Below are 25706 nucleotides of genomic sequence, written 5' to 3'. Positions count from 1 at the left end.
CTGTCGGGTTCCTTATCGCACGCCAGCCCCCAGGCGGGTGCCCACCGGTCAGCCTTTTATAAGAGCGTCACGAACCCAGAAGAGGACGGGGCAAAGGAGGGGCCGGGGAGGAGGCCTCCCCCGCCTTCCCGCGCCGACGGGCCTCATTCCTTATCGGAATCCTTGAGCCCGCCGGCGATGTTCTGGGCCTTTCCCTCGGCCTGATCGGCGCGACCGTCCTCTTCCAACTTGGCGTCGCCCAAGACCTTGCCCAAGGCCTCCTCGATCGAGCCCTTGATCTGCTTGGCGGATCCGACGATGCGATCCTTGTCCATGGTGTCATGCCTTTATTTTAGGGGAGCGCCGGTTGGGCGCGGGGACCATCGATCCCACGGGGGATCCGACGTCGTCGCGAAAGAACCGTCCTGGCTGGCCCTTGTGGTCCGGGAGGAGAGCCCCCCGCGCCCTCTCAAGCCCTTGAGACGCTCTTTCCTTTGACGAAGATACGATCAAATCCTGTCGCGCCGGCAGTCTCGGAAAATACGCACATCAGAACATCCCCACAAAGATTTCAAAACCATAGAGACCTACTCCACAAGACCACTCGCATCTCTTAAACCATGATCTCATTTATGTTTTTTTACTAAAGACCCCTCCCCCTGGCCGGAACCCATATTTTTCTCCTCCCTGTGCGTAATTTCCGACCCTCTCCCCGCAGCCCCGGCCTGGATTATTTTCATGAAATCCTGCGGCCCCTCACAGCGGCTCCCCCCCTCGTTTCTTGGAACGCCGGTGGCGGGGACCTCGACGCCCAACGAGGGGGCTGGGGAGGCTCCGGCCTTTCTTGATTCCCTTCTTGCCTCTCAGCGCCCCCTTCATCGCCCAACCGCAATGCCCCGTTCCCCAAGGCCTTGAGCCGGGGAGCCTCTGCCAACAAAGGAGCAGGACATGCCCAGCGGCCAGGACGATCGCGCCATTCGACAGGGGCTTGAAACGTCGGAGGCCGACAGGCGGCACAGGGAAGAGGGGGACAACGTGCTTCCCAGACCTGGCCGTCGCCCTTTGCTGCGAATCTGGGGAGAGGTCCTCCAAGAACCGATGTTGGCCCTGTTGCTGGGAGGAGGCGCCGTCTACCTAGCCCTGGGAAACACGCGCGACGCTGTGATCTTGCTGACCTTCGCCAGCGTGTCCGTTCTTATTACCGTCGTCCAGGAAGCCCGCACCGAGCGGGTCTTGGAGGCGCTACGGGATTTGACAAGTCCCCGAGCCCTGGTAATCCGGGGGGGGAAGCGTCTTCGTGTTGCCGGGCGAGAGGTGGTGCGCGGTGACTCCGTGGTCCTGGCGGAGGGAGACCGCGTGCCCGCCGATGCGGTGCTGGTGGTCAGTGACGATCTCCAAGCCGACGAATCCCTGCTGACGGGCGAGTCCATGCCCGTGCGCAAACGAGCGCGGATCGACGGTGAAGCCTGTGACGCCCTGCGCCCCGGGGGAGATGATACGCCGGGGGTGTTTTCAGGGTCCCTGGTGGTGCGCGGAACAGGCATCGCGGTGGTCAGCGCCATCGGCCCCCGGAGCGAAATCGGCAAGATTGGCCAATCCCTCAATACCGTGGCCAGGGAACCGCCCCGGCTGCGTCGCCAGACCCGCCGGTTGGTCTTGCTGTTTGCCCTGGGCGGTGGTGCGGTGAGCCTCCTGGTGGTTGTTTTGTATGGCCTGTTGCGAGGAAGTTGGCTCGACGCGGTTCTCGCGGGGATCGCCATTGGCATGTCGATGCTTCCCGAAGAGTTTCCCGTGGTGCTCACGGTGTTCATGGCCATGGGGGCATGGCGGATCTCCCAGGCCCGCGTTCTGACCCGCCGGGCCGCCGCGATCGAAACCCTGGGCTCGGCCACTGTGCTGTGCACGGACAAGACGGGAACCTTGACCCAAAACCACATGTCGATCGTCGAGATGCGCCGAGGAGACGCCACGTTGCGCCCCTTCGCCGTGCCCTCCTCTCTTGAACACGCCCCGGCCCAGCCGATACCCGAAGCGTTTTGGGAGTTGGTCACGGTCGGCTGCCTGGCCAGCGCCCCGATTCCTGTCGATCCGATGGACAGGGCCTTTCACGATCTGGCCCGGGAACTCCTCCCTCCGACCGGCCTCCCTCCTGGCGCCGGCGAGGTGCTGGTCCGGCAATACGGTCTGCGCCCTTCGCTTCTGGCGGTGACCCATGTTTGGCAAGGTGCCGATCCCTCGGTTCCGGCCCGGATCGCGTCCAAGGGAGCCCCGGAGGCCATGGCCCTCTTGTGCCGCCTGGATCCGACCGCTCGCGCCGCTTTGGCCGAGGCTGCCGCCGCCCTGGCTCTGGGCGGGCGGCGGGTTTTGGGGGTGGCTCGCGCGACCATCGCCGGCCCTCCCTGGCCGGACTCGCCCCAAGACCTGACCTTCCAGTTTCTGGGATTGGTCGGACTGGCCGATCCGCTACGCCCCAGTGTGCCGAAGGCCCTCCAGGACTGCCGCTCGGCGGGCATTCGGGTTGTGATGATCACCGGAGATTCCCTCGCGACCGCCCGGGAAATCGCCCGCCAAGCGGGCATCAAGGCCGACGACGGCCTGACCGGCGACGACATTGCCGGGATGACCGAGGAGGCTCTCGCCGTTCGGGTGCGCACCGCCAGCGTGTTCGCACGCATCATGCCCGAACAAAAACTCCGCTTGGTGCTGGCGCTGAAAGCCGACGGCGAGATTGTCGCCATGACCGGGGATGGAGTGAATGACGCGCCGTCTCTCAAAGCGGCGCATATCGGGATTGCCATGGGCGGACGCGGCACCGATGTGGCGCGCGAGGCTTCCTCGATTGTTCTTTTGGATGATGACTTTGGGTCTATTGTAAAATCAATCCGACTAGGCCGGAGAATTTACGATAATATTCGAAAAGCAACAGGATTTATTTTTGCCGTTCACGTTCCGATTGCCGGAATGGCCCTGCTTCCTCTGGTGTTTGGCCTGCCCATCGTGTTCACCCCGATGCACATCGCGTTTCTGGAAATGGTGATCGATCCGGTTTGTTCTTTGGTCTTCGAGGCCGAAACCGAGGAAAACGACGTTATGAACCGCCCCCCTCGACCGCCCACAGAAGCTTTGTTTCCAGCGGCAATGATCTGGTGGAGCATCTTCCAGGGTGCTCTGGCCTTTGCCGTGGTGGCCGGGCTGTTTGTGATGGGCCTGCGCAGCGGAATGCCGGAAGCCGAGGGACGGACCCTCGCCTTTTTCTCGCTGGTCCTGTGCATTCTCGTCTTGATTCTTGTCAACCGGTCGTCGAGTGCATCGATCGTATCCGCGTTGCGGCGCCCCAATCCGATGTTGCTGGGGGTCATCGGAGTCGTTGTCGTCATGCTGGCTTTGACGGTCCTCTCGCCGTTTGTTCGCGAGGTGTTTCGCTTCCACCCCTTGAGCGGCGTGGATCTGCTGATTGTCCTGGGCGCGGGTGTCGGCCTTCTGGCCACCTTGGATCTCGCCAAGGTGGTGCGCCTCAGGATGACGAGGCGGTCAGTTCCATGACGATAAAGCTGCCCCCCATCAAAAACCCACGATGTCCTGGGGGCTTTTTCGGGCAACCCCACCCCCACTGATAAACACGCCTTATGATCAAAGCCAATAAAAACGGCAAAGCGTAGGTATATCCCGACCCTATCTTCATCAACACCAACGATCTATGGTGCAAAAGTTCTCTAGGGCTTTCTACTGGTCGATATCTGACGCGACTCATCCGGGTTTCTACTCAAAGAGAAGCCTAGGGTTCTGCCCCGTCCCAAGGGATTAAAGAAACAAGGGCTTCGGAGAATTTTCCCCCGGCCTTCTCGTCTCTGCCTTGGAGCAAAGCGGTCGTTCAGACGCCGACCGGCATGGAGAGTCTGACGTCGAAACAGACAAGGAGAGTGACCTCATGATCCGCTTTATGACAACAGCCGTGGTGACCCTTTCGGCGCTTGCTTTTGCCAGCCCGGGCTTTGCCGCTGATCTGTGCAAAAAGACAGACGGCCCGACGAAGTCTGAGGCCGAGATCCGCACCCTCCTGGAAGGCAAGGGCTACAAGGTGACCGAGATCGGAACGGAAGACGGGTGCGTCGAGGCCAAAGGCACCAACAAGGGGGGCAAGAAGGTCGAGGTCTACGTCGATCCGGTGTCGGGGGAGGTCGTCAAGGTCAAGGAGGTTAATTAACAGGGCAATCAGGGGAATGAGGGGGGGGGCCCCCGACAAAAGCAAGGCTGGGAAGGCGCGGCCTCCCCAGCCTCCTTCTGCCCGGCGCCTCACCGGAAGAGACCGAGGACAGACGCTGATTTTGGGTAGTTTCCGAGGCTTCCTCAGAGCCTCAAAAAACATCAWTTTTTTAAWTTTGAGGACATCCGACCAAGCCCCAGTCATTTTCCAAAAAAGAAAGGCGTCCCTCATGACGATTAATCCGGTCTCAATCCAGCCCATTGTCGCCTTGATCGCAGGAATACTTATTCTCATTCGTCCAGGACTTCTCAACTACGTCGTCGCCATTTACCTGATCATCGTTGGAGTGACCGGTCTGGTCCCTCTTTTTGCGACATAACCCTCTTCAGGCGACCGCATTCCCGACGGACAGGATGATCCTCCGCCGGGGCATCCCTCCCTTTGTGCGACGGAGCCCCCCATGACCACGCCACAAGCCCTGATCCTGTCAGGAACCCTCCTTTCCCTTTTGGGCATTGCCGGTTTGGCTGTCCCGGTGTTCACGACCGACCGCACCGAGAACATTGCTCAGGTCGGGGATCTAAAAATCCAAGCCGAAAAGCGCACGGCCTACGAGATCCCGTCGTTTGTTGCCGGAGGGGTCTTGGCCTTGGGGGTGATCTTGATCGGCGGAAGCTTGTTTCTCCGGCGGTGAGCCGCGTGCCGCCCGCCGTTGTGGCAAGCCCCCCCCTCAGCCTGGCGCGTCTTCATGATGACCCGCTTCCTCGTCCCGGGGTCTCGGCTGTCTTTGCCCTTGGGGATTTTGGTAGCCGGGTGTTCGCTCGCCCCCGCGCCCGAGCGGCCTGCGCTGCCAGTTCCCGCCCAGTGGGTTCGGTCGTCGTCGCGGTGGCTTGGTATTGCGTTTGGAGAGCGCGCAGGGCGTCGAGCCCTAAGCTGTCCACTTCATTACGGACCTGGTCGGCGATATTGCGAGTAGCCAACGCTCCATCGCCCCCAGCATCGACAATTTCGGCAATAGACCGATCTGCTGTTGCCGCGATGCTTTCGATTTCGTTCAGGTATCCTTTGTTATTAAGTTCACGAGACGTGGCTGTCAGCGTTTTGTTGACGTTTTCAGCAATTTTTGCTGTCGCAATCGCGACCTTATCTGCCGCCTGGGCGGCGCTCAGCCCAAAATCGGCGGCATTCTCGGCTAGTAAGGCAAAGGCGGCGCGCGCGTCTTTCACGGTCTTCGCAAGGTCCGACAACTCCGGCTCCGCATCAGTAATCCCGAGCAATACATCCACCTGCTTGGTCATCGCGGCCTGCGCGTCTCCCAGGGCAATGCCGTAGTCCGCCAAGAGCGGCCCGACATTTTCCATGGTGGCGACCAGTTTTTGCATTTGCTGGGTAACTTCTCCCGCAACTGGAGTTACGGCGCGAATTCCAACGAGCTGCTCAACGTAAGCCCGACTTGCCTCTGTTGCGGCGGCTGTGTCAAACCCAAGGCGCGCGGCCGTGGTGTTAAATTCGCCCAGGTATTGGCGCGCCTCTGACAAGCTTGTCTTGACCGTAGACGTGATTGTGCTTGCCACATCTGTGGTCCCGTTTCTCAGGGCGTAGAGTGTGTCCGTAAAGTTCATGGCATATTTGACGTCTTCGACGATGGTGCCGACACTTGCTTTTGTAGCGGCACTCAAGACTTTAGTGACGAGCGGGTCAACGTCTTGGAGGTTTTTCCCAAGATCTCGCATATAAAGCGCGACGGCGGTTTCGATATCCGCAACATTTTGACCGTTGTACCAGCCAGTGCCGACATTCTTTTTCCGACCATAGCCAATAGACGAAGCAAATTCAGTCAGCGTGCCTCCAGACATTTTGACAATAGAATCCGCCGCCGACACAATAGGGTCAAGCACACTTTTGTATTCGTCTTCTTTAAGGTGCTTCGCCCCATAGGCGTTAGTCGTGGCGCCTGCCTCTGATGTCGTGAAAAGGACCGAGGCGTTGGGGTTTGGCGTCTTGCTTTTGAACAGCCCAGAGAGGGCGGACCCCAAGAAGGCCCCGGCCACCGCCCCGATCGGGCCGGCCACCGCCCCTAAAGTCGAGCCCGCCGTGGCGCCGAGTGCGGTGCCGACAGCGGTGCCCGCCATGCCGCCGCCGACCGAGCCCAGGACCCCCAGCCCGGTGTCGATCAGCATATTCCCCGAGCCCTTGAACCCCAGGAGGGAGGCGCCAAGACCGCCCACGATGCCCCAGGGACTAGCGTTGATGCCGCCAGCCAGGGCGGAGCCGAGGCCTGTCACGCTCACCGCCGGCGTTCCGGCGGCGAGCCCGGGGCCGATCAAGTTGGTTGGGCCGCTAGCCCCACCAATTGCCGCACCAACAGGTGTGACACTGGACAAGCCTAAGGTCTGTCCAACCGAGCCCGTCACAAACTGCGTGCCCAAGCTGGTGGACATACCAGACGACAGCGACGACCCGACCCCGAGCATGTCGCCGATCCCAAAGCCGCCCGACGATGCCCCAGCAACAGACGCAGCCCCGGCCGCTGTGGTGGCTGCCGCGCCGGTGCCGGTTAGGGCAGTAACCATTCGCACCGCGATCGGGCGCAGCGCGGCCTCGGCGGCGGCGCGGACCAAGAAGGCGCCAAAGTCCCGCTGCATCCCCTTAAGCATGTCAGCCCAAGACTGACGAGTGTCACTAAACAAGCCGTCAACAAGACGATCAGCGCCATACTCGGTGACGTTATCAACCATGTCCTCGAACTGCTTTTGCTGCCGTTCGATGGCATTTTGCTGTTCCTTAAGCGCCGCTTGCTGGTTGTACGCCGCAAGCCACTGTTTATATTTGTCGCTGTTTTTGTCGATGGCGGTGCCCAACTTGTCGCGCAACGCCGCTTCAGCCTCCAAAAGGCCCGCTTCGCGAGTGCGGCCCTGGACTTCGAGGGCCAGGACTTCGTTCTGAAATTCAAGCGCCTTGGTGGTGTCGCCGATAGTGTCGGTTGCGGCGCCCCCCGCTTGCTCGACCCGACCCCATGCGTCCATGAGGTCCTGGCCATAGCGGCGGATCAGGTTATCGGCCATCTCGGAGTTCTTGAGGCCAGCCTTGGTGAGGACGGCGAGGTCTTCCTCGTACTTGCGGGTCGCGGCGCCGACAGGATCAAGCTCGTCTTTGAGGGCCTTTAGGTCGTTCGCATAGTCCTTAGCTGCTTTGCTCGCCGCAGAAGCTGCCTTTTTGCCGCTCCCAAACGCCGCATCGCCCTTCACCGCCCACTTGTCGATGCTGTCGGCCACAGCTTGGAACTGGGCTGCGTCCATCTCGTTGGCCTCGAAAGCCTTGATTGTCTTGACGCGCAGGCCCATTGCGGCAACGTCACGCATGGCGTCGGCAAGGGCGCGCAAGGGAGCGGCGGCGCCCTCGGCGGCGGCGGCTTTTTCGATGAAGGACCCCAAAGACATGCCCGCGTCGCCAAACAAAGTGGCGGCCCCCGACATCGCTTGCCCAGCCTCTTCGCCTGCTTTCCCGAACCACTTTGCCGCATATGCGGCTTCCGTCATGCGGCCAGACAAAAGGGCAATGGTGTCAACTTTTCGCTCAATAGACTTCTGGAGCGTTTCAACTTCTTTCGCGGTGTCCACGGTGGCAGTCACGAAAGACTTGAGGTTTTCACCGAGCCGCCCGCCGAGCCCTTCGGCGTAGTCCTGAAGGGTTGCCGTGTACGTCGCGGCAGATATGTTCCCGCTCTTGAGAATATTCGTGTAAGCAGAAACGACCTTTTCAAGCTCTTTAGCCTGATCGTAATTAGCACCAAGGCTAAATCCAGAAGTTAAAGAGTTGATATCAGAGTTTGTGATTTTTTTCGCTAGTTCCTCTCGGTCTATGAGAATATTTTTTTCAAGCGAAATAGATTCACTTTTTCTCTGCGCATCATTGAGAGCAGCATATTTTTTTATCAGTTCATCGACAGAAGAAGCCTGCCCCATCAGCGTTTTTGACAAGGCCTCTTGCGACTGGCGGTGTAGGTCGGCCGCCTGCTCTGCCTGGGTTTGCCGGGTGGCGAGCAAGAGGGTCGCTCCAGCCGCCACAGTGAGCGCCACACCCAGAGGCCCGCCAAAAAAGGCGGACGTTTTAGCCCAGGTCGCTTGGGCCGCAGCCGCAAGGCGGGATTTGACAACATTCACCATAAGAGCGTCGTTATGAGCCGCAGTTGCGGCCGTGACACGACCCTGGGCAACGGTGTTGGCATCCATCGCCGCGCTCAGGGTCCTAGTGTGTGCGGACAACGTCTGAAGCTGAACCGCCTCAATCCGCCGCAGGTCCATAATCTCTTTTTGACGGGCCAGCCGGCCGATGTTGTTGATCTGCGCCGCTTTTCTTACCTGCTCTGCCGCGATTTCAGCGCGGGTAACAGCCAATTGCGACTGCGTGAACGAAACGTTGGCGTTGATCCGCTCCAAGGTCGCAGCGGTGGCGACCTGATCGGCCTGAGCCTGGGCAAGCGCGGCGGCGGCTTGGCTTTTAGAGGCGATAACGTTGCTGATGGCAGCTTTGGCATACCCAGGCAGTGCGGCAGCAGCGGCCGCCGTGGACGCGCCCAACTTTCCGAGCGCCACCGCCACCAGACCAAGCCCGGCGACCTGGGCGGCCGAAAACCCATCGAAATTCGCTCCGAGGGCGTCCACCGTACGGTTCAGGATGGACATTTCATCCACCATTTGCCCGGTAAGCCCCTTAAAGGTCGATTTGATCGCTTCTGACAATCCAAGAATACGGTCGAGCTTCGGGCCAAAACCATCCCACGCCACCCCGGCAATGCTGGCGCTGAGGCGGGCGGTCATCCCCATTTTTTCAAACGCTGCGCGAGCGTCGTCCGTGGCGCCCAAAACAGCGTCGAACACAACCCTTGCCGTCAACTTACCTTGAGCGCCGAGGTCTCGCAGCATCCCCAGGGGCACCCCAAGTTGCTTCGCCAAGGCCTCGCCCAACGCAGTCATGTTTTCAAGAACAGACTTCAGCTCTTCGCCCTGGAACCGATCAGAACCCAGACCTTGTCCAAGCTGGATGGCAGCATTGTTTGCCTCTTGCACGGAAATTCCAGAAGCAATGCCTATTTTCTGCACTGTTTCGACAAATTGGACAACCTGTCCCCTCGTCGCGCCAATTGCGCGAGCCGCGATCGAGAACCGATTGAACTGGCCGGCGCTATCAGCCACGGCTTGACCTGTCTGGAGGCCAAGTTTGTAGAGGTCTTGATAGACAGCCCTAGCCCCCGCAAGGGACCCCGTGGCCACGGACAGCTTGCCCAAAGAACTGGTCATGTCATCGGCGGTGCGGACAATGCTACCCAAGCCAAGGCCGGTCGCCGCAACGGCCGCTATGGCCCCCATAGCCCCCTGTACGCGCCCAAAGGCTCCCACCACCTGCCCCAGCGGGCCGAGCATGCCGCTATGCGCCGCACTCAAGGAGCGCACGGACTCGGCTGTGCTGATATACCGCCCCCGCAACTGGGCAAGCATACGGTTTGCCTCGGCCTGCGAGACCAACCCTTGCTGAAATGCCCGGGTCAAGTCCTGCTGCGCGTTCCGTAGGCGCTGGTTGATAGCGTAAGTCTGGTCTGCCTCACGGCGCCAGCGCTCCAAAGAGGCCGCTGCCGACAGCGAAGTGCGAGAATTGGCCTCGATCACCCGATCGAACTGAGAGAGCGCCCCGGATCCACGCTGGGCCGCAGCGTTCAGGCGGTCGAAAGCGCTCTCAACCCGGCGCCCGCCGGCCACGGCACCGGCGTCGTCGATCACAATTTCGTGGACCAGACGGTTAATATCGACCATTGGGCGATCTCCAACAAAAAGCCGCCACGGTCTCCCGTGACGGCTTGTTTTCGGCTCTGCGTTGATTCAGGGTTGCCGCTCTAACCTTGAGCGGAGGATTTTGCCGTGAAGCTATTCGTTGCCGCTGCCATTATGGCCCTCATCCCCACATCAGCCTTTGCTGATGAGTGGAGTGACCTTGTGAGCAGCTCCGATGATTATGCCGTGTACTCTGGAGTATTTTCAGACGCGGCCCGCCACATGGTAACATCAGGAATATGTAGCAAATCAGACTTCAAAGAGTTTGGCGGATTTGTAAAGAGCATGAACATGAATAGCGCCCCTGTTTATTTTGTATACTGCGGCGGAATGACGATCAACAACCGCATTTACGTTGATGTTTCCACGGGACGAGTTTTTAAGTGACATCAGAATGGGAGGGCCGGTCTCCTCACCCGGCCCCCTCTCAATCAAGCCGTTGCGCCCATGCCCCGGACGGTCTGGATCACGCCCCAAAACAGCTTGGTGCGGTCGTCGCTGTCGCGTTGCGCCCCATAGCGGTGTTCGACACCGCTATTCGCATGCCAGCACCACACCAAACGCAACTGCACGGCCACGCCTTCCAAGGTCTTGGGCTCCAGGACGGAAATCCGGTCCTCGATCTCGTAAAAGCGCTCCCACATCTCTTCGGGCATGCCGTCTTCGCCGGGGTGGTCGTAGCTGGTGGCGAGCAGTGACTCATACTCGGCCCCCAGGGCGAGGAGTTCGGCGTCCGGGCTCTGGCTGTGGGCCAGGATGGGGATGCCGACCAGGGCGGCGGTTGTGGCAACAGCAGCCGTGGACGCGAGGAAACCCCGTCTGGTTTGCATGGCCATCACTCCGCCGCGTCCAGGTTCAAGCCGCCGTTCGTCGGCGCCTTGGCCCCTGGAACCGCCCGGGCCAACTTGGCGAGACCCTTTCCGGTCACGCGAACCGATTCCGCCACTTTCTCCGTCCCATCAGGCCGCGAAACCGTCGCGACCTTATGCTCCAGCAACCCGGCCTGGATCTTGTCCTGGTAGGCCAGCCACCCCGCCTTGCCCGGGCGGCGATACGTCCACCCATGCCCGCTCATCCAATCGAAGAGCGCCTTGGGCCGGATCTGAAGCGTCTTCGCTGCATCGGTGACGCACATGGAGTTGTCGGCCCCGGCGATCCGATCGAAGGCCGCAACGGTGGCTGAGGCCGCCTCAACCTTCCGCTCGGCCACGTCGGCCCGGCGCTCGGCCTCGATGCGCTTGGAGCACTGCTCCAGGATAAGGGTTTGCAGAACAACCGGGTCGGACAGGTCGGGGAGCGCAGGCTTGCGAAGGGACTCCTCCATGTCGTTGAACTGCTGGATATAGCGGACCTTGAACTCCATCGCCTTCGGGCCGGTGTAGCCCATGACCAACAGCGTGAAGCCGTCGCGGGTCATGTCGAAGGACCGGATTTCGCGGTTCGCACCTTCGTCAAAGGCCACGATCTGCCGAAACCACGGGGCCCCCAGATTTGGGGAGCTAATGTTTTCAATAACTTGGTCAACGTCCCGGAGGACGTGGTCGTGCCGCTTTCCGAAGAAGTCCGCAACGTCGCGGCTGTTGGCGAAAACGATTCCGTCCTTCACGTGGACGGTCGGTGCTGGTAGAATCTGCGTCATAACTGCCTCTCGTGTAGGCGGTTGTGGTGAAAGGCCCCGGCTCGCAACCGGGGCCGCTTTTTTGGTGGCGGGGATAGTTTCCTAGGCCAGCCCCGCCACCATCCGCTTGCGATGTTAGCAAAGATAGTGCAATATCGACACTAAGATATATGCACAAAAAGGGCAATAGGGGTCTTTACGTGACGATTAGCGCCGCGCAATGCAGGGCCGCCAGGGCAATGGTCGAGTGGTCACGTGACCAGCTTGCGGAAGCGGCTGCGGTGTCAAAGCGCACCATTGTCGATTTCGAGCGCGGAGCACGCGCCCCCCAGCGATCCACCCTCGCCGCCATCCAGCGCGCCCTTGAAGACGCGGGCGTGCGGTTCACCGAGGCTGGGGTGGAATTGACTGAATAAAAAAAGGCCCGTTTTGGCGGGCCTTTTAAAGGAAGAAAAAACAACATAGCCGTCAACCTAAATCGCCAAATTTGCTGGGAAGCAAAGGCGAAAACTACCTGTTTAAAGAAATTTCTCCGCCCATCGTCTTTGATCCCGATCTCCAAGAGCACTTGGCTACGTATTCCATCTCCACACCAAAAGAATTTTTTGCACTAAAGCCCATTTGCATGGTCAACTCTTCACCTATTTGTGAGCTTTTATAACCTTTATAGCTAACGCTATTTGGTATGCTCGCATTTAATCTAATGAAATTCATGCAATCTCCCATTCTATCGGTTTCTCTACCAAAATCCTTCTCAAACATCTCTTTCTTTTTTCGCGCCAACCATTCATCAAGATCCGCCTCCGTCATCGGCGTTATAGCTCGGGTCTCCACCCATCCTACCACTTTTTGTGAGTAGCCCTCCCCCAGAAGGGACCAGCCGTTTTTTACGCATAGCCTGTCGTAGACGTTAAAGGTCTCAATTTTTTCTAGAGTTGCAGCCCCTTCCTTAGCCGGATTCGTCCAAACCTCTAAGTCTTTCTGGGCTAAAGCGTGGTCATCGAACTGCCTGCCAGTCCCTTCGCAAAACGGCGCAAAGGTAAATGCTTGCCCAACCGTGTACATATTGAACCCGAGATATGCCGCGCTCAGCGAGCCAGCTACCCCCCAAAAAACCTTCCAGTTCCCCACGCCCCCCTCCTCCAAAATGTGGCAAAAGGATGCCACGATCTTAGATGGGTGTCCACATCTCTAGCTTTGCAGTGGATATACGCTCCCCAACGACGGGATTGAGCGGGCTGACTCGTTATGAAGCACCGCCTACCTCCTTCGTCACACAGCCTATTCAAAAAAACGGCCATCCCAGAAGGACGGCCGCCACAGTTTGGTTTTCTGATTTGCTGAAGATACTCTTAGCGCAGCCCAAAGCCGGAAGGACGTCTCGCGCCCTCTTGATCGACCTACGGCAATGCCGTATATTTTTCCATGCACATCGACTTCGACCCGGCCAAGGACGCCACCAATAAGGAAAAGCATGGGGTTTCCTTGGCTTTCGGGGCTGAGGTCCTATCCGATCCGTACCGCCTCGACATCCTCGATGTTCGCTTCGATTACGCCGAAGAGCGCTTCATTTCCTATGGCTCCGTCGATGGCCGGGTTTGGGTCTGCGTCTTTACCCTGCGGGGCGAGGCGCATCGAATGATCAGCGTGAGGAAGGCCAATGACCGAGAAACAAGCCGCTACCGCACCGTTCGATCCTCCTGACGACGACGCACCGCTCTCCGACGACGAGTTTGAACGCGGCCTAGGAGCGATGCTGGCCCGAAAGGCCCGAAATGCCACCGGCCTGACCCAGGCAGCCTTTGCCGAACGCTACGGGATCCCTGTTGCCTCTTTGCGGGACTGGGAGCAAGGCCGACGGGCTCCCGATGGCGCTGCGTCAAGTTATCTCCTGGTCATCTCTCGCATGCCCGATGCCGTGGCCCAGGCGTTGCGGGCGGCATGACCAATTTCACCCAATAAAAAGGCCGCCCCGAAGGGCGGCCACTTCTAGCAGGACCTCTTAGTCTTGTTTTGTAGTCTGAGGTGGCACAACGGCCGCCTGGGGTTGGTTTGGCTGGTCCTGCGCTGGCGCCTGCCCAGGCTCCACCAGAGGGACAACCATTTGACTCGGGTATTGGTAAGCGGCGCCACTCGACATATCAACAGCGGCCCCGATGATGCCGCCCACCAAAATGTTGCCAAAAGCGGCACCCGCCGTTGTTGAAGCGATGGAGGCGGTGCCGACCATGCCATCCTGCGTTTTACACGTTGCCGTCAAGTCAGACGCTGACTTGGAGACCGTGATCGACCCTGGCGTACTCGGCAGAGCCCACGCTCCCTTCTCGTTTCTAGCCTCACAAGAAGCCCCGGATTTCGGGGTCGTTGATATCGAAACAGACTGACTCGTTCCCGTCGTCATGGACGCACACGCAGAAATCGGCAGTACCGCAGCGATCGCGATCAAAGCCTTTGCTTTTGCCATATCCAACCTCCCTTAAAGATAGAAGCTGGATTTTAGTCAATTCCAACGTTAATTTGAAACGCGAAATGCGGTGGGCGCGCGGGCGGATATTGCCACCTGATCACCACCAACCCCACAAGGCCCGGCAATGTCGCTTCGACGGTATCATGAGCCATGTCTTCAAGGGCCAGCGCCTCGGTGATGTTGTTGGTGGGTGGGGTGGCGCAGATGATTGGCGTGGGATAATCCCAAAAATCCCAGTCGATGCCCGTTACGGGGATGCCCAGGGCCTTGAGGGCACGCAGGTAGGCCTTGAGTGATGCGCGCTCCTTGTAAGCGAGGAGGCGACGGAGCCAGATTTTCATCGCTTCTCCCGCTCCTTTTCCGCACTGGCCCGCCGCGCCCTGAGAAACTCGTCGTCGATCGCGCGCACCATCCGCAGGTACAGCAGCAACTCGCGCCGCCCCGCCACCCCGTCGATTTCGCGGGCGAAGGCGAGGATGGCGCTCGTCGGGATGGCGCCAACGTCCATCCCAACGGGTCGATCGGAAGAGAGGTAGTGGAAAGCCTCGACGTAACGGGTTAAGGCCGGGCTAAGCGGCGGGGCGATGCACACCTCGGGCGGCTCTTCGCCGTCTTCAATGTGCATCTTGGCGACACTCTCGGCGTCAGCCCCCCACCCGAACCGCCACTCGGCCCATTCCCTTAGTTTTTTTCCGCGCCAGCCTCGGCAGCGGCGCGGAAATTGTCCTCGCTGCTCGCGGCCAACAACAGCTTGGTGCGCAGAGGCTTGAACTTGGGGTGCTGGAGGGCCTGCGACACCGCCTTGGGATCGGAGGTGTCCAGCGGGGCGCCACCGATCGTCCAGGGGCCGATCCACTCGACCGCCAAGCCCTGGGCGATCCAGTCGCACGTCAGGCGCGCCTGGATGTCGTCGGGGATCTCGCGGAACGAGGCGTAGGGCTTATAGAGGCGCTCGCGCACCGCCTGGGCCTTATCGGAGCCAGCCGAGCGCAGGCGCACGCCGCTGTCGGCCGAGAGCATGAGCACGAAACCGCCCTCGAACAGGTCTTCGTTGACGGCGAAATCGTTCAAGTCCATCTGATTGTCCTCTTGAAAGAAAAGAAAGGCCGCGTCAAGCGGCCGGGAAGCGGTTGATGCCCATGGTCCAGCCAAGGGTCGGGTGGGGGTCGGCCATCCACTCGAAAGTGGCCATGACCGGTTGGTTGGGGCCACCACGCTCGCGCGTGACCTTGCCCAAGACGATCTCAGGCAGTTCCACAATGTAGCTGTTGCCTGCCTTGTCCGTGACTTGGTAGCTAGTGCGGATGGCCGCCTCAGACTTGTAAAGGTCGTAGGCCGAATAATCGGAAAAGTAGAGCTTGATTTGCCCGGAGACCGTAAAGGTTCCCAGGGTCACCCCAATAGCGCCCGGGTCCCCAAGGGCGAAGTTTGCCGCCGCGCCTTCACGGGCGATGGTCGTGGTCAGACTGTCCACCTTGGCGCCGGTGAGGCTGCCCAGCGCGATGGCGCGCATGTTGCCCACCGTGTTGAACACGCGGTTGGTCGGCGCGGCCCCCATGGTGCCGACCGCAGAAGCGGCCTTTTCCTCAGACTTGGCGATCAGGTCAATGGTGCCGGAAAAGAACTGCCCTCGGGCCGCGTTGATTTGACCTCCAGAAGCAATGCACCCCGAGTAAATAAAGCCGTGCGTGGTACTGTAGCGCTCCTGGATCGACAGCGTGTTGACCACGGTGCTGTTGACCAGCAGAGAGCCGGAGACCGTGACCGCCTCGCCCCCGGCATCGGTGGCGGGAGCCGGGTCTACGGTGATGGACGCGCCGTCCGAGGCCTTGGCCGTGACGCGGAAGTAGCCGTTGGCACCGGCCGCGCTGAACCCCGAAACCTTGACCCACTGCCCCAGGGCCACCGCGCTAAACGTGCCCGCCGCCCCGGAGAACGTCTTGGCCGTGGCATCGGCCGCAATGTCGGTGTCGCTGATCGCCAGATCGTTGGTCCAGTCGCCGGTAAACAGTGTCGGCCAGACCAAGTCTTGATTGCCGTAGCTGATCGCAAATTGAAGACCACCGGACGACTGGACATCCTGAGTCACGGCGGCGCTCGCCTGCATGTCGGGGCGAATTTCGTTCGGGCGGGTGCGGTTGGTGTTCTCCCCCAACCCGAACGACTGGACGCGCATGCCCTCGTAAGTGCCGGTCGGGGGCGTGCCCCAGGTCGTTTCTCGCGCAAGGCCAATGGTTAGGTTGTTCGTGTCTTGTGCGGCAAAATAGCCCGTGGTCGCCATGGGCTTTTCTCCTTCAAAAGAAAAAGCCCGCACGGTGGCGGGCCTTTGGGTGGGCTATGGGTCAGGGTCAGTCGATAGGGTCGAAAAACTGGTACACGTAAGACAGGCCAAAACTCACACCCCACCATCGCCCTTTAAGCTCGGGGTCGCCCTCGATGTCGCGAGGGCCGGCCTGACCCTGCATGCGCTCGGTGATAGTCACGCCCGCCGGAGGCGCCCACCGCAGGAAGTGCCGGGCCAGGGAATCGGCCAACGCGGAGGCAACTCGGTCCCCTGTTCCTGGGGGAACGAAGACGTGGATCATGACGGCCCCAACCTCTTCCCAGAGCGGCTCATCCGCCCCCATGTCGGCGCGCGCCACCTGGGCGCCGGGAAAGTCCACGTCAACCCAAGGCGCGCGCGGCGGCTGGAAGTCGGTATTTCGACCTGGGCGCACAACGGCGCCACTCCATGCGGCAAGGCGCTGCCGGACAATGTCCTGAAAGGCAGCGGTGCTCATGAGACCTTTCCAATGCGCGTGCCCTTAGGCGCGATGATCAGCGCCGGGTAGCGGATGCTCGGGGCATTCGCTTCCTTCCCCCGCACGATTTCGCCATCAAACAGGGCGATGTATTGGAAGGCCACAGTGACCACAGCCCCCCACCGCCGGCGAACGACAGCATAGGCAGCCTCCGAAGAGCCGGAAGGCGTCTTTCCGAAGTAAACCCCGTTGGGCGCCTTTTTTTTCGACAAACCCCACTCAATGCGACGTGTATAAGGTTCTGAATTAACAAAAATAACAATATCGTCAACGCCGACCTGGGAAGAGGGATCAACAGATTCTCCATTAACGAGCATCTGGTGCTCGCTTTTGTAATTTCCTGTTTCCACAGGAGATAATTTTTTTAAGGTCTCGTAGGCAAAGTCCACGGCCGCTTGGTGGACGGCAAACTGATGAAGAACCACCCCGCCAGAGCGAACGCTTTCAATAGGCGCCTGCACCCCGTTAACAAGCGTGCGCGCGGCAATGTCGTGCCCGATAGCGGTTCTATTGATCTTGTGCCCCTCGGTCAGAGCCCAGCGGCACAAAGCGACCAGTTCTTGCTGGCGGCCCGGGCCGAGGGTTAGCCGCTTGGCGGCATCAATTTGGGTGCTGAACGAGTGCAGACGTTGGGCGGCGCTCATGACACCTCCATAATTTGGCACAAGTGCCTCATTTTTCGCTTGACCATTTGGCACAAGTGCCGCATATTACCTTCATGAACAACGAAGGGTGGAGGTGATGAACACAGACCAGTTCGAGCGTTGGCTTAAAAACCAAGGGGTCTTGGTGGACACCAAGAAAGGAACCGGACACAAAGACCTCTTAAACCCCGCCAACGGAAAACGATCCATCCTCCCAACGCACGGCGGCAGAAAGCAACTGGGCACGGGGTTAGTGGAGCGGATCAAAAAGGACCTGGGGCTCAAGTAGCCCCAGTTTCCCTCGTCTCGAACCGTCACCTTCACCCCCTGCCTAGTAGGGATAAGGCCATGTACGCATACCCTGTCGAATTCACACCCGACGACAACGGCACCGTCCTCGCGTCTGTTCCAGACCTTCCAGGGTGCCACACCTTCGGCGACGACGAAGCCGACGCTCTGGGGCATGCCGTCGATGCTGTCCGGACCATGCTTGCCGCCTTGGTCCGGGATCGTGAAGACATCCCGTTGCCGTCGCCCACCGATGGGCGGCCCGTAGCGCGCCTGCCGGTCCTGGACAGCCTGAAAGTGCGCCTGTACCTGGAAATGAGGGCGCAGGGTGTTTCCCAGAGCGACTTGGCCCGCCGTCTCGGGAAGGGCCCGAAGGACGTCTGGCGCTTGTTGGATCTGACCCACGCCAGCAAGATGGACCAGATCGAGGCCGCCTTTGCCGCCCTCGGCCTGGTCGTCGAGGCCAGCGTGCGAGACGCGGCCTAACCCGCCACCGTCACGACCCATGCGGCCACATCGGCGCCCGTGTGGATCGTCCTTACCGACGTGACCGCCCGCCCGCGCGTCTCTCCAGGAAGGACAACCTCGTCGGATGTGGTCGGCGCTGCAAGCCCGGGCGCGGCGCGGATCACCAACCGCTGGTCGCTGGTGGCGATGCCGCCGGCGACTTCTTCCGCCGTCCACTCGGCCGGCGCCGCGAAGACCTGGCGCGCCCCGTCCGGCGCTGCCGGGGTGATCGTCACCACCTCACCCCCGGCCAAGGGGTCGGAAAGGGGCGGGTCGATCGCTACGCCCTCGAAGGCATAGCCACCACCGACAAACACAAGGGTGGTACCGGCCGTCACCTCGTATTCCTCCCCGCCCACGGCCAGGGTGTCGCCGGCTTGCAAGCCTCCCGCCGTCCAACCGCCGACTTGAATGGTCAGGCTGGTGGCGCCCGCGGGGGCCGGGGCGGCGGTGTAGGCCAGAGACCGGTCAAGCCCCGCCCCGTCCGCGCCGCCAGCCGCGCGGATCGTGACCAGCAGGCCCCAGGTCAGACGCAGCGCCCAGCGGGTAGCCTGTGGGTCGTCGGCCAAGGGCTCGACCGCACCCACCGTCCACGTCCCTGCGCCCAAGGCCAGCGTGTCGCCAGCGGCCGGAGTGGGCAAGTCGGCGCGCAGGACATGGGCCGTCAGGTCCTCGGCCACCAGCCGCACACTACCCACCGCCACCTCGCGACCGCCCCCGATGCGCTTGGCATAGAGCGTGACTGGGGCGCCAGTGGCCGGGGTGTAGGTGGCGGGCTCGCCAAGCTGGCGCATGAGGGTGGACCAGGGGAAGGGCGAGGGCATGGTTAGGTTCGCTTCGCCCGATGCAAAGCCTGCGGCATGGTGCAGACCGGCAAGGGGTAGGAATACATTTCCACGTCCGCCCAGGCGTTGCGGTCGCGATCGGGGATAACGGCAGAATAAAGCTCCTGACCAAGCTGGTTCACAAAGTCGAAGCTCTCTCCAGGCGAAAGCGCCCACTGAAAAATGCCCGCGCCAACCGGGAAGAACCGAGCCTTGTCGGTATTGATAACGACAGTCGAGCCATCATCAGTGCCGCGATAGTTCACGAATGTGATGCCACCGTAGCTGAAGGTCTCATAGGCGTTGCCCTGACGCAGATCGGCGGCCATCTGGGTGTTCAGGTAGGTCTCGCGAACTTCCTTGTGCGCGGTGAGGTCGTCCCAAAAAGCATCACCGCAGAGGGCAACAACCCGAACACTGGCGCCGCCAAGGCCTCGCAGGCCCTGAAGGATCGACCGGACCACGGCGTTGCACTTCTTGCGCACCGCCCCCGAAGCTGGGGTCGCATTGTCCAAGTCGAAGTCGATTTCGGCCGGGATCGTCTGGCCGAACTCCGTCGCCCAGTCGTACAAAGTCGAGCCATCGGCATCGACGGCTAAACCCTGGACCATTCCCAAGAACATGTTCTCGAAGGTCAATTCGAAGTCCCGGCGCATCAGCACTTGCCGGCGCGCCACTTCGACCTGGACCTGGGCCAACTCACTCTCGGAACCGAACGCGCGGATGTTCTGGAGTTCGCTGGCGTGGATGCGCGACGCCTGGGCCAGTCGAACCGTCTTGAAGCCGCGCACCTTGCGCTTCTCGCCAATGGCCCCCCCCGACGCCGCGACCGAGACGCTCAAAACCGCCACCTCGGCCACCTTACGCGCCATCGCCGGACGGCCAGGCCTGGGGGTCAGCTATGCCCCCGGCACGGCGGCCCTGGTGGGAGGACAGGCCCGCTTGCCCCTGCCGCCGCGCGCCGTCGATGCCGCGGCCCTGGTGCGCCTGCGCGGCACCGCCGACAGTCTGGCCCTCAAGCTGCGCCATCACGACACCGTGGTGCAGGCCCGTCTGGAGCCGCAAACCCTAGCGGCGCGCGAGGTGTTTGCCGGGCTGGAACAGGCCCGCTACGAAACCCTGGGGGCGCGGCGCATGGCCGGCGTCGCCCTCAACCTCGCCGGCACCATTGAGGGCCGCCTCTCGACCGAAGGCTTCGCCGACGCCACCGACGCCACCCAGGTTCCCATGGGCGACGCCGTGCGGCTGATGGCGCTCGCCCATTTCGGAGCCGTGACCCCGGGCCCGGTCATGGACCATGTGGTCGCCCTGGCCCGCGCCGCGCTGCCGCCGTCGCTGGTCCAGGCCTTGGACGTCATGGGCCGCCGGCTCGACGATCAGGAGCAGTTCGCCCGCGCCGCCCGCGGGCTGCTCGCCGACATGGGCCTGGAGGACTTCCAAGACGAGGCCGACGATACCCGCGAGCCCGCCTCCGACGAGGGCGACACCAGCGAAGACACCGAGGCTGACGAACCGGCCAGCCCCCAAGGCGTGACCAGCCCCGGCCCCCAAAGCGAACCGCAGGTGATGCCGGGCGAAGGCGAGGGGGCCGAGGGCGAGGACGAAACCGCCGCCGAGGCCGAGGGCATGATGCCCGGCGCCGATGGCGAGGATCCGGCCGGTTCCGGCGATCCCTCGCGCCGGCGCAACAGCCCCCTGCCCGAGGAGCCGCCCGAGCGCTACAAGGCCTACACCAAGGCCTTCGACGAGGTGGTGGACGCCTTGGATCTGTGCGACGCCGAGGAACTGACCCGGCTGCGGGCCCAGTTAGACCGCCAGCTCGTGCCCTTGCAAGGCGTGGTCTCGCGCATTGCCAACCGCCTCCAGCGCCGCTTGATGGCCCAGCAGACCCGGGCCTGGGAGTTCGATCTGGAGGAAGGGACCCTGGACGTCGGCCGCTTGGCCCGAGTCGTGGCCAACCCGTCGCACGCCCTGTCCTTCATGCGCGAGAAGGAAACGGCGTTCCGCGACACCGTGGTCACCTTGCTGATCGACAATTCAGGCTCGATGCGCGGCCGCCCCATTGCCGTGGCCGCCCTAAGCGCCGACATCCTGGCCCGCACCTTGGAGCGCTGCGGGGTCAAGGTCGAGGTGCTGGGCTTTACCACCACGGCCTGGAAGGGCGGGCGGGCCCGCGAGGCCTGGAAGGAGGCCGGGCAACCCGTGCATCCCGGCCGCCTCAATGACTTGCGCCATATCATCTACAAGCCCGCCGACCAGCCCTGGCGCCGCTCGCGCCGCGCCTTGGGTCTCATGCTCAAGGAAGGGATCCTCAAGGAAAACATCGACGGCGAGGCCTTGCTGTGGGCGCATGCCCGCTTGCTCGGACGGCCCGAGGCCCGGCGCATCCTCATGGTCATTTCCGATGGGGCGCCCGTCGATGACAGCACTTTGTCGGCCAACACCGGCAATTTCCTGGAGGCGCATTTGCGCGAGGTGATTGCTCAGATTGAGACAACCTCGCCGGTGCAACTGGTCGCCATTGGGATTGGCCACGATGTCACCCGATACTACCGCCGCGCCGTGACCTTGAACGACCCCGAGGATTTGGGGGGAACCATGATGCGGGCGTTGTTGTCCTTGTTTGCGGAAGAGGGGGAGGGCCGGCACGAGCGCCGACGCGGGCCGTTTGTGATGTGAAGGGAAGGAAAGGGAAGGCTGGGGAGGCGGGCCTCCCCAGACCCCTCGTTCTCTAGCGTGAGGGCCGGATGAGCTGTTCTTCTCTATTTTGGCATGGGGGCGCCGTGGATGTGGCGGCCCAGTTGTTTGGCCGGGAGGCGGACTGGCTGGATCTGTCCACCGGTATCGCGCCCGTTCCCTATCCCGTGCCGCCCCTGGCCCCCGAGGTGTGGACCCGGCTGCCGCTGGCCCGCTGGGGCGAGGCCTTTGTCGCGGTGGTGCGCGCGACCCATGGGGTGGATCCTCAGGCTGGCATCGTGCCGGTGGCCGGGGAACAGGCGGCCTTGCAAACGCTTCCCTTTTGTCAGGCGCCGCCCGGGCCGGTCGTGGTCCCGGCGCCGGGCTATGGTGGGCATGCCGAGGCCTGGGCCGGGGCCGGGCGCACCATTGAGGCCGTGGCCGATCCGGTGAGCCGGGCGGGGCAAGGCGGCGTGGTGGTGGTCATTAACCCCAACAACCCCACCGGCCAGACCTGGGATCCGGCGCGGATTTTGGCGGCGGCCGAGCGGCAGGCCAGGGCCGGCGGCTGGCTGGTGGTGGATGAGGCCTTTGCCGAGGTGACGCCCGAGGTCTCGGTGGTGTCGCACGCCGGCCGGCCCGGCCTGGTCGTCTTGCGCTCGTTTGGCAAGTTTTTCGGCCTGCCCGGGGCGCGGCTGGGCTGGGTGGCGGCCGATCCGGCGATCAGTGCCGCCTTGGGCCAGCGCCTGGGGCCCTGGGCCGTCTCGGGGCCGGCCCTGGCCGTGGGCACCCGGGCCGAGGCCGACCAACGCTGGCGTCAGCGTCAGCGGCTGCGGTTGCAGCGGCGGGCAGCGCGGCTCGACGCGATTTTGGCCGACGCGGGATTGACGGTGATCGGCGGGACCAGCCTATTTCGCACCGTGCGCCACCCCGACGCCGGGCAGGTGTTCGAGCGCCTGGGACGGGCCGGGATTTTGGTGCGGGCCTTTCGCGACCCGGCGGATCTCCTGCGCTTTGGCCTGCCGCCGACGCCGGCCGATGAGAAGCGCTTGCGTCGGGCCTTGTCTTGATCTCGACGCGTCCCCACCCTTGGGATGCGATATGATCCTATATAAGAGAAGGCTGGGGAGGCTTGCCTCCCCAGACCCCTCATACTTTTGATGCTGGGAGGCTTTTCGTCATGGCGTTGATCTCTCGCTGTTCCTTGGGGGTCAAGGGGGCGCTGGCGGCTCTGGTCCTGGGGGCTTGTGCTCAAAACCCGGTCACGGGACGCGACCAACTGATTTTGATCAGCCCGCAGCAAGGGGTACAGATGGGGGCGCAGGCCTATCAGCAGGCCAAGCAGGAAAAGCGGGTGCTGCCCGCCTCCGATCCCTACACCCAGCGGGTGCGGGCCATCACCGAGCGGCTGATCCGCGCCAACGATCTCCCCAAATATCAGTGGGAGGTGAACGCCTTCGACGACAAGACCGCCAACGCCTTCGCCCTGCCCGGCGGCAAGGTGGGGATCAATACCGGGTTGGCCACGGTGGCCCGCACCGATGCGCAGATTGCCGCCGTGGTCGGCCACGAAATCGCCCATGCGGTCTCCCGCCATGGCGAGGAGCGGATCTCGCAACAGCTTTTGGTACAAACCGGCGTGCAACTGACTGGGGCGGCGCTGGGCGTCGGGCAGCAGGGCGCCTCCCTCCTGGAACAGGCGGCCACCCTGGGCGTGATCTTGCCCTATAGCCGCACCCATGAATCCGAGGCCGACGAGATGGGCCTCTACTACATGGCCCGGGCCGGGTATGACCCGCGCGAAGCGGTCAAGCTGTGGGAAAACATGGCGGCACAAGGATCGGCGGGCGTGCCCGAATTCCTCTCGACCCACCCCAGCGAGGGCAACCGGATCCAGAAGCTGCAAAGCGTCATGCCCAAAGCCCTGGACCTCTACAATAAGTCTTCCTACAAATCTTAAGGAATGGGGGGCCGTCCCCACGACCCCTCCCGTTCGGGTCGAGGAGGGCGCGTCGGACGCGATCAGACCGACAGGGAACTCAGGGTCTCGACAAACTCCTCGAAGTCCTTGGCCTCGCGGAAATTCCGATACACCGACGCAAAGCGGACATAGGCCACGGGATCAAGGCCGGCCAGATGCTCCATGACCGCCTCGCCGATGGCCTTGGACTCAACCTCGGCGTCGCCCAGACTTTCCAGGTGGCGCTGAATGCCCGAGACGATACGCTCGATGCGCTCGTCATCCACGGGCCGCTTGCGACACGCGATGCGAATCGAGCGTGCAAGCTTTTCCCGGTCGAAGGGAGAGCGCTGGCCGTTGCGCTTGAGCACCACGAGATCGCGCAAGTGGACCCGCTCGAAGGTCGTGAAGCGCGACCCGCAAGCCTGACAGAACCGGCGCCGACGGATGGCACTGCTGTCTTCCGTCGGACGCGAGTCCTTCACCTGAGTATCGCCATGGCCGCAGAACGGACACCGCATGACCAAGTAACTCCCTGGCCCACGGCCTGCCGTCAGGCCATGGGGTCAAAGAGTTTTATAACCCACCATATATGGGAAAGCGATCGCAAAGCGCGCGCACGCGGGCCCGCACGGCGGTCTCGACGGCGCTATTGTCCTCGGGCGAGCGGGCCAGACCGTCCAGCACTTCCAAAATCATGGCGCCGATCTCGCGGAACTCCGCCTGACCGAAGCCGCGCGAGGTGGCGGCCGGCGATCCCAGACGAATGCCCGAGGTCACGGTGGCCTTTTCCGGGTCGAAGGGAATGCCGTTCTTGTTACAGGTCATGCCGGCGCGCTCCAGGCTCTTCTCGGCGACGGCGCCGGTCAGGTGCTTGGGTCGCAGATCGACCAAGATCAGGTGGGTATCGGTGCCGCCCGAGACGATGTCAAGGCCGCCGGCGATCAGGGTCTCACCCAACACGCGGGCATTGTCCTTGACGGCCTGGGCATAGGCCTTGAACTCGGGGCGCAGGGCCTCGCCCAAGGCCACCGCCTTGGCGGCCACGATGTGCATGAGCGGGCCGCCCTGAAGCCCCGGGAACACGGCCGAGGCCAGGGCCTTGGCGATATCGGGGTTGTTGGACAAAATCAGGCCGCCGCGCGGACCGCGCAGGGTCTTGTGGGTGGTGGTGGTGACCACATCGGCAAGGGGCACCGGGCTCGGGTGCAAGCCTGCGGCAACCAGTCCGGCGAAGTGGGCCATGTCCACCATCAACAGCGCGCCGACGGCGTCGGCAATGGCGCGGAAGCGGACAAAGTCGATCTCGCGGGGGTAGGCCGACCCGCCGGCGATGATCAAGCGGGGCTTGTGCTCGCGGGCCAGGGCCTCGACCTCGTCATAGTCGATGCGGGCGTCCTCGCGGCGCACACCGTACTGCACGGCATTGAACCACTTGCCCGACATCGCCGCCTTGGCGCCATGGGTCAGGTGGCCGCCCGCAGCAAGGCTCATGCCCAAAATGGTCTCGCCCGGCTTGACCAGAGCCAGCATGACCGCGCCGTTGGCCTGGGCGCCGGAGTGGGGCTGGACGTTGACGTAAGAGCAGCCAAACAACGCTTTGGCGCGCTCAATCGCCAAATCCTCGGCCACGTCCACTTCCTCGCAGCCGCCGTAATAGCGCTTACCGGGATAGCCTTCGGCATACTTGTTGGTCAGGACGCTGCCCGCCGTTTCCAAAACCGCGCGCGACACGATGTTTTCCGAGGCAATCAGCTCGATCTGCTCTTGCTGACGGCACAACTCGGCGCGCAGGACCTGATGGATCGCGGGGTCCGCCTCGGCCACGGGGGCAGAGAAAAAGCCGGACCAGGGAGTATAGTCGTTCATCCGTGCGATATTCCGTTGGTTGCGGAACCCTGGCCCCCTGG

General features: G+C 62.3%; 28 protein-coding genes. 13 read left to right on the top strand and 15 right to left on the bottom strand.

Going from position 1 to position 25706, the window contains the following annotated elements; translation table 11 throughout:
- Positions 1–143: 143 nt before the first annotated feature.
- The gene (locus RSPPHO_RS11015) at positions 144–314 is read right to left on the bottom strand and encodes a CsbD family protein (RefSeq protein WP_014415318.1); all 171 of its coding nucleotides are present in this window, start codon (positions 312–314) and stop codon (positions 144–146) included.
- A 613-nt stretch (positions 315–927) separates the two neighbouring features.
- On the opposite strand from RSPPHO_RS11015, the gene RSPPHO_RS11010 reads away from it, so the two are divergent.
- The 4 genes from RSPPHO_RS11010 (at position 928) to RSPPHO_RS11000 (ending at position 4877) form a co-directional block, all read left to right on the top strand.
- Complete coding sequence (locus RSPPHO_RS11010; RefSeq protein ID WP_014415317.1) at positions 928–3522, top strand: cation-translocating P-type ATPase; 2595 nt, start codon at positions 928–930, stop codon at positions 3520–3522.
- Positions 3523–3907: 385 nt separating this feature from the next.
- Complete coding sequence (locus tag RSPPHO_RS11005; protein WP_051013838.1) at positions 3908–4183, top strand: PepSY domain-containing protein; 276 nt, start codon at positions 3908–3910, stop codon at positions 4181–4183.
- Positions 4184–4412: 229 nt separating this feature from the next.
- Complete coding sequence (locus tag RSPPHO_RS18975) at positions 4413–4562, top strand: DUF3096 domain-containing protein (protein ID WP_081581731.1); 150 nt, start codon at positions 4413–4415, stop codon at positions 4560–4562.
- A gap of 81 nt (positions 4563–4643) precedes the next feature.
- On the top strand, positions 4644–4877 hold the full coding sequence (locus tag RSPPHO_RS11000; RefSeq protein WP_014415315.1) for a hypothetical protein: 234 nt from the start codon (positions 4644–4646) through the stop codon (positions 4875–4877).
- A 52-nt stretch (positions 4878–4929) separates the two neighbouring features.
- Here the strand turns inward: RSPPHO_RS11000 and RSPPHO_RS17885 are convergent, their stop codons facing one another.
- The gene (locus RSPPHO_RS17885) at positions 4930–9993 is read right to left on the bottom strand and encodes a tape measure protein (protein ID WP_051013837.1); all 5064 of its coding nucleotides are present in this window, start codon (positions 9991–9993) and stop codon (positions 4930–4932) included.
- A 105-nt stretch (positions 9994–10098) separates the two neighbouring features.
- On the opposite strand from RSPPHO_RS17885, the gene RSPPHO_RS19975 reads away from it, so the two are divergent.
- Complete coding sequence (locus tag RSPPHO_RS19975) at positions 10099–10398, top strand: hypothetical protein (protein WP_157879197.1); 300 nt, start codon at positions 10099–10101, stop codon at positions 10396–10398.
- 44 nt (positions 10399–10442) lie between these two features.
- Here RSPPHO_RS19975 and RSPPHO_RS10990 read toward each other — a convergent pair whose 3' ends face one another.
- Positions 10443–10841, bottom strand: coding sequence for a hypothetical protein (locus tag RSPPHO_RS10990; protein ID WP_157879196.1), 399 nt, complete (start codon positions 10839–10841; stop codon positions 10443–10445).
- A 5-nt stretch (positions 10842–10846) separates the two neighbouring features.
- On the bottom strand, positions 10847–11650 hold the full coding sequence (locus tag RSPPHO_RS17880) for a Rha family transcriptional regulator (RefSeq protein ID WP_014415312.1): 804 nt from the start codon (positions 11648–11650) through the stop codon (positions 10847–10849).
- A 149-nt stretch (positions 11651–11799) separates the two neighbouring features.
- On the opposite strand from RSPPHO_RS17880, the gene RSPPHO_RS10980 reads away from it, so the two are divergent.
- Positions 11800–12045, top strand: coding sequence for a helix-turn-helix transcriptional regulator (locus RSPPHO_RS10980; RefSeq protein ID WP_173391149.1), 246 nt, complete (start codon positions 11800–11802; stop codon positions 12043–12045).
- Positions 12046–12139: 94 nt separating this feature from the next.
- On the opposite strand, the gene RSPPHO_RS19970 is transcribed toward RSPPHO_RS10980, so the two are convergent.
- Complete coding sequence (locus RSPPHO_RS19970) at positions 12140–12760, bottom strand: hypothetical protein (RefSeq protein ID WP_157879195.1); 621 nt, start codon at positions 12758–12760, stop codon at positions 12140–12142.
- A gap of 294 nt (positions 12761–13054) precedes the next feature.
- Between RSPPHO_RS19970 and RSPPHO_RS10975 the strand changes: the two genes are divergently transcribed.
- Both RSPPHO_RS10975 and RSPPHO_RS10970 read left to right on the top strand, forming a co-directional pair.
- Entirely contained in the window at positions 13055–13333 is a 279-nt protein-coding gene (locus tag RSPPHO_RS10975; RefSeq protein WP_014415311.1) for a BrnT family toxin, read from the top strand.
- Positions 13290–13574, top strand: a complete 285-nt coding sequence (locus RSPPHO_RS10970) for a helix-turn-helix domain-containing protein (protein WP_041795151.1) — start codon at positions 13290–13292, stop codon at positions 13572–13574. The genes RSPPHO_RS10975 and RSPPHO_RS10970 overlap by 44 nt, the downstream gene beginning before the upstream one ends.
- Positions 13575–14125: 551 nt before the next feature.
- Here RSPPHO_RS10970 and RSPPHO_RS10960 read toward each other — a convergent pair.
- The 6 genes from RSPPHO_RS10960 to RSPPHO_RS10935 all read right to left on the bottom strand — a co-directional run bounded on the left by RSPPHO_RS10960 (position 14126) and on the right by RSPPHO_RS10935 (position 17541).
- The gene (locus RSPPHO_RS10960; RefSeq protein ID WP_014415310.1) at positions 14126–14437 is read right to left on the bottom strand and encodes a hypothetical protein; all 312 of its coding nucleotides are present in this window, start codon (positions 14435–14437) and stop codon (positions 14126–14128) included.
- A complete protein-coding gene (locus RSPPHO_RS10955) occupies positions 14434–14721 on the bottom strand; it encodes a phage tail assembly chaperone (protein ID WP_014415309.1) in 288 nt (95 codons plus the stop codon). Before RSPPHO_RS10955 ends, RSPPHO_RS10960 begins: the two co-directional genes overlap by 4 nt.
- 56 nt (positions 14722–14777) lie before the next feature.
- A complete protein-coding gene (locus RSPPHO_RS10950; RefSeq protein ID WP_041795148.1) occupies positions 14778–15173 on the bottom strand; it encodes a hypothetical protein in 396 nt (131 codons plus the stop codon).
- Between the two features lie 34 nt (positions 15174–15207).
- Positions 15208–16377 (bottom strand): phage tail tube protein, encoded by a 1170-nt coding sequence (locus RSPPHO_RS19965; protein ID WP_041795142.1) that lies wholly within the window; start codon positions 16375–16377, stop codon positions 15208–15210.
- Positions 16378–16444: 67 nt separating this feature from the next.
- A complete protein-coding gene (locus RSPPHO_RS10940; RefSeq protein WP_041795140.1) occupies positions 16445–16876 on the bottom strand; it encodes a phage tail terminator-like protein in 432 nt (143 codons plus the stop codon).
- Positions 16873–17541 carry a hypothetical protein gene (locus RSPPHO_RS10935; RefSeq protein WP_041795137.1) on the bottom strand — a complete coding sequence of 223 codons (669 nt, stop codon included), beginning with the start codon at positions 17539–17541 and terminating at the stop codon, positions 16873–16875. The genes RSPPHO_RS10940 and RSPPHO_RS10935 overlap by 4 nt, the downstream gene beginning before the upstream one ends.
- Positions 17542–17638: 97 nt before the next feature.
- Between RSPPHO_RS10935 and RSPPHO_RS10930 the strand changes: the two genes are divergently transcribed.
- Positions 17639–17830 carry a hypothetical protein gene (locus RSPPHO_RS10930; protein ID WP_041795135.1) on the top strand — a complete coding sequence of 64 codons (192 nt, stop codon included), beginning with the start codon at positions 17639–17641 and terminating at the stop codon, positions 17828–17830.
- 59 nt (positions 17831–17889) lie between these two features.
- Positions 17890–18315 carry a type II toxin-antitoxin system HicB family antitoxin gene (locus RSPPHO_RS10925; RefSeq protein ID WP_014415305.1) on the top strand — a complete coding sequence of 142 codons (426 nt, stop codon included), beginning with the start codon at positions 17890–17892 and terminating at the stop codon, positions 18313–18315.
- On the opposite strand, the gene RSPPHO_RS10920 is transcribed toward RSPPHO_RS10925, so the two are convergent.
- Together RSPPHO_RS10920 and RSPPHO_RS10915 are read right to left on the bottom strand one after the other, a co-directional pair.
- A complete protein-coding gene (locus RSPPHO_RS10920) occupies positions 18312–19160 on the bottom strand; it encodes a head-tail joining protein (protein WP_041795130.1) in 849 nt (282 codons plus the stop codon). The two genes, RSPPHO_RS10925 and RSPPHO_RS10920, sit on opposite strands and share 4 nt — an antisense overlap.
- Before the next feature lie 2 nt (positions 19161–19162).
- Complete coding sequence (locus RSPPHO_RS10915) at positions 19163–20011, bottom strand: major capsid protein (protein WP_197535602.1); 849 nt, start codon at positions 20009–20011, stop codon at positions 19163–19165.
- On the opposite strand from RSPPHO_RS10915, the gene RSPPHO_RS10910 reads away from it, so the two are divergent.
- The 3 genes from RSPPHO_RS10910 to RSPPHO_RS10900 all read left to right on the top strand — a co-directional run bounded on the left by RSPPHO_RS10910 (position 19968) and on the right by RSPPHO_RS10900 (position 23796).
- Positions 19968–21839 (top strand): cobaltochelatase CobT-related protein, encoded by a 1872-nt coding sequence (locus RSPPHO_RS10910; RefSeq protein ID WP_041795127.1) that lies wholly within the window; start codon positions 19968–19970, stop codon positions 21837–21839. The two genes, RSPPHO_RS10915 and RSPPHO_RS10910, sit on opposite strands and share 44 nt — an antisense overlap.
- Positions 21840–21907: 68 nt before the next feature.
- Entirely contained in the window at positions 21908–22906 is a 999-nt protein-coding gene (gene cobD / locus RSPPHO_RS10905) for a threonine-phosphate decarboxylase CobD (protein ID WP_014415301.1), read from the top strand.
- Positions 22907–23016: 110 nt separating this feature from the next.
- On the top strand, positions 23017–23796 hold the full coding sequence (locus tag RSPPHO_RS10900; RefSeq protein WP_041795125.1) for a M48 family metallopeptidase: 780 nt from the start codon (positions 23017–23019) through the stop codon (positions 23794–23796).
- Positions 23797–23858: 62 nt separating this feature from the next.
- Here RSPPHO_RS10900 and nrdR read toward each other — a convergent pair whose 3' ends face one another.
- Together nrdR and glyA are read right to left on the bottom strand one after the other, a co-directional pair.
- Positions 23859–24317 (bottom strand): transcriptional regulator NrdR, encoded by a 459-nt coding sequence (gene nrdR / locus RSPPHO_RS10895; RefSeq protein ID WP_041795123.1) that lies wholly within the window; start codon positions 24315–24317, stop codon positions 23859–23861.
- A gap of 55 nt (positions 24318–24372) precedes the next feature.
- The gene (gene glyA, locus RSPPHO_RS10890; RefSeq protein WP_014415298.1) at positions 24373–25665 is read right to left on the bottom strand and encodes a serine hydroxymethyltransferase; all 1293 of its coding nucleotides are present in this window, start codon (positions 25663–25665) and stop codon (positions 24373–24375) included.
- Positions 25666–25706 lie beyond the last annotated feature (41 nt).

It is taken from the genome of Pararhodospirillum photometricum DSM 122, from assembly GCF_000284415.1.
GTDB lineage: Bacteria > Pseudomonadota > Alphaproteobacteria > Rhodospirillales > Rhodospirillaceae > Pararhodospirillum > Pararhodospirillum photometricum.
Note: the sequence above shows the minus strand (reverse complement) of the source record. Positions and strands in the feature narration are given on the sequence as shown.

Bases quoted from the DNA above. Each gene is read 5' to 3' on its own strand.
- RSPPHO_RS11015 (WP_014415318.1), bottom strand. From the start codon at position 314: ATGGACAAGGATCGCATCGTCGGATCCGCCAAGCAGATCAAGGGCTCG.
- RSPPHO_RS11010 (WP_014415317.1), top strand. From the start codon at position 928: ATGCCCAGCGGCCAGGACGATCGCGCCATTCGACAGGGGCTTGAAACG.
- RSPPHO_RS11005 (WP_051013838.1), top strand. From the start codon at position 3,908: ATGATCCGCTTTATGACAACAGCCGTGGTGACCCTTTCGGCGCTTGCT.
- RSPPHO_RS18975 (WP_081581731.1), top strand. From the start codon at position 4,413: ATGACGATTAATCCGGTCTCAATCCAGCCCATTGTCGCCTTGATCGCA.
- RSPPHO_RS11000 (WP_014415315.1), top strand. From the start codon at position 4,644: ATGACCACGCCACAAGCCCTGATCCTGTCAGGAACCCTCCTTTCCCTT.
- RSPPHO_RS17885 (WP_051013837.1), bottom strand. From the start codon at position 9,993: ATGGTCGATATTAACCGTCTGGTCCACGAAATTGTGATCGACGACGCC.
- RSPPHO_RS10990 (WP_157879196.1), bottom strand. From the start codon at position 10,841: ATGCAAACCAGACGGGGTTTCCTCGCGTCCACGGCTGCTGTTGCCACA.
- RSPPHO_RS17880 (WP_014415312.1), bottom strand. From the start codon at position 11,650: ATGACGCAGATTCTACCAGCACCGACCGTCCACGTGAAGGACGGAATC.
- RSPPHO_RS10980 (WP_173391149.1), top strand. From the start codon at position 11,800: ATGCACAAAAAGGGCAATAGGGGTCTTTACGTGACGATTAGCGCCGCG.
- RSPPHO_RS10975 (WP_014415311.1), top strand. From the start codon at position 13,055: ATGCACATCGACTTCGACCCGGCCAAGGACGCCACCAATAAGGAAAAG.
- RSPPHO_RS10970 (WP_041795151.1), top strand. From the start codon at position 13,290: ATGACCGAGAAACAAGCCGCTACCGCACCGTTCGATCCTCCTGACGAC.
- RSPPHO_RS10960 (WP_014415310.1), bottom strand. From the start codon at position 14,437: ATGAAAATCTGGCTCCGTCGCCTCCTCGCTTACAAGGAGCGCGCATCA.
- RSPPHO_RS10955 (WP_014415309.1), bottom strand. From the start codon at position 14,721: ATGCACATTGAAGACGGCGAAGAGCCGCCCGAGGTGTGCATCGCCCCG.
- RSPPHO_RS10950 (WP_041795148.1), bottom strand. From the start codon at position 15,173: ATGGACTTGAACGATTTCGCCGTCAACGAAGACCTGTTCGAGGGCGGT.
- RSPPHO_RS19965 (WP_041795142.1), bottom strand. From the start codon at position 16,377: ATGGCGACCACGGGCTATTTTGCCGCACAAGACACGAACAACCTAACC.
- RSPPHO_RS10940 (WP_041795140.1), bottom strand. From the start codon at position 16,876: ATGAGCACCGCTGCCTTTCAGGACATTGTCCGGCAGCGCCTTGCCGCA.
- RSPPHO_RS10935 (WP_041795137.1), bottom strand. From the start codon at position 17,541: ATGAGCGCCGCCCAACGTCTGCACTCGTTCAGCACCCAAATTGATGCC.
- RSPPHO_RS10930 (WP_041795135.1), top strand. From the start codon at position 17,639: ATGAACACAGACCAGTTCGAGCGTTGGCTTAAAAACCAAGGGGTCTTG.
- RSPPHO_RS10925 (WP_014415305.1), top strand. From the start codon at position 17,890: ATGTACGCATACCCTGTCGAATTCACACCCGACGACAACGGCACCGTC.
- RSPPHO_RS10920 (WP_041795130.1), bottom strand. From the start codon at position 19,160: ATGCCCTCGCCCTTCCCCTGGTCCACCCTCATGCGCCAGCTTGGCGAG.
- RSPPHO_RS10910 (WP_041795127.1), top strand. From the start codon at position 19,968: ATGGCCCCCCCCGACGCCGCGACCGAGACGCTCAAAACCGCCACCTCG.
- cobD (WP_014415301.1), top strand. From the start codon at position 21,908: ATGAGCTGTTCTTCTCTATTTTGGCATGGGGGCGCCGTGGATGTGGCG.
- RSPPHO_RS10900 (WP_041795125.1), top strand. From the start codon at position 23,017: ATGGCGTTGATCTCTCGCTGTTCCTTGGGGGTCAAGGGGGCGCTGGCG.
- nrdR (WP_041795123.1), bottom strand. From the start codon at position 24,317: ATGCGGTGTCCGTTCTGCGGCCATGGCGATACTCAGGTGAAGGACTCG.
- glyA (WP_014415298.1), bottom strand. From the start codon at position 25,665: ATGAACGACTATACTCCCTGGTCCGGCTTTTTCTCTGCCCCCGTGGCC.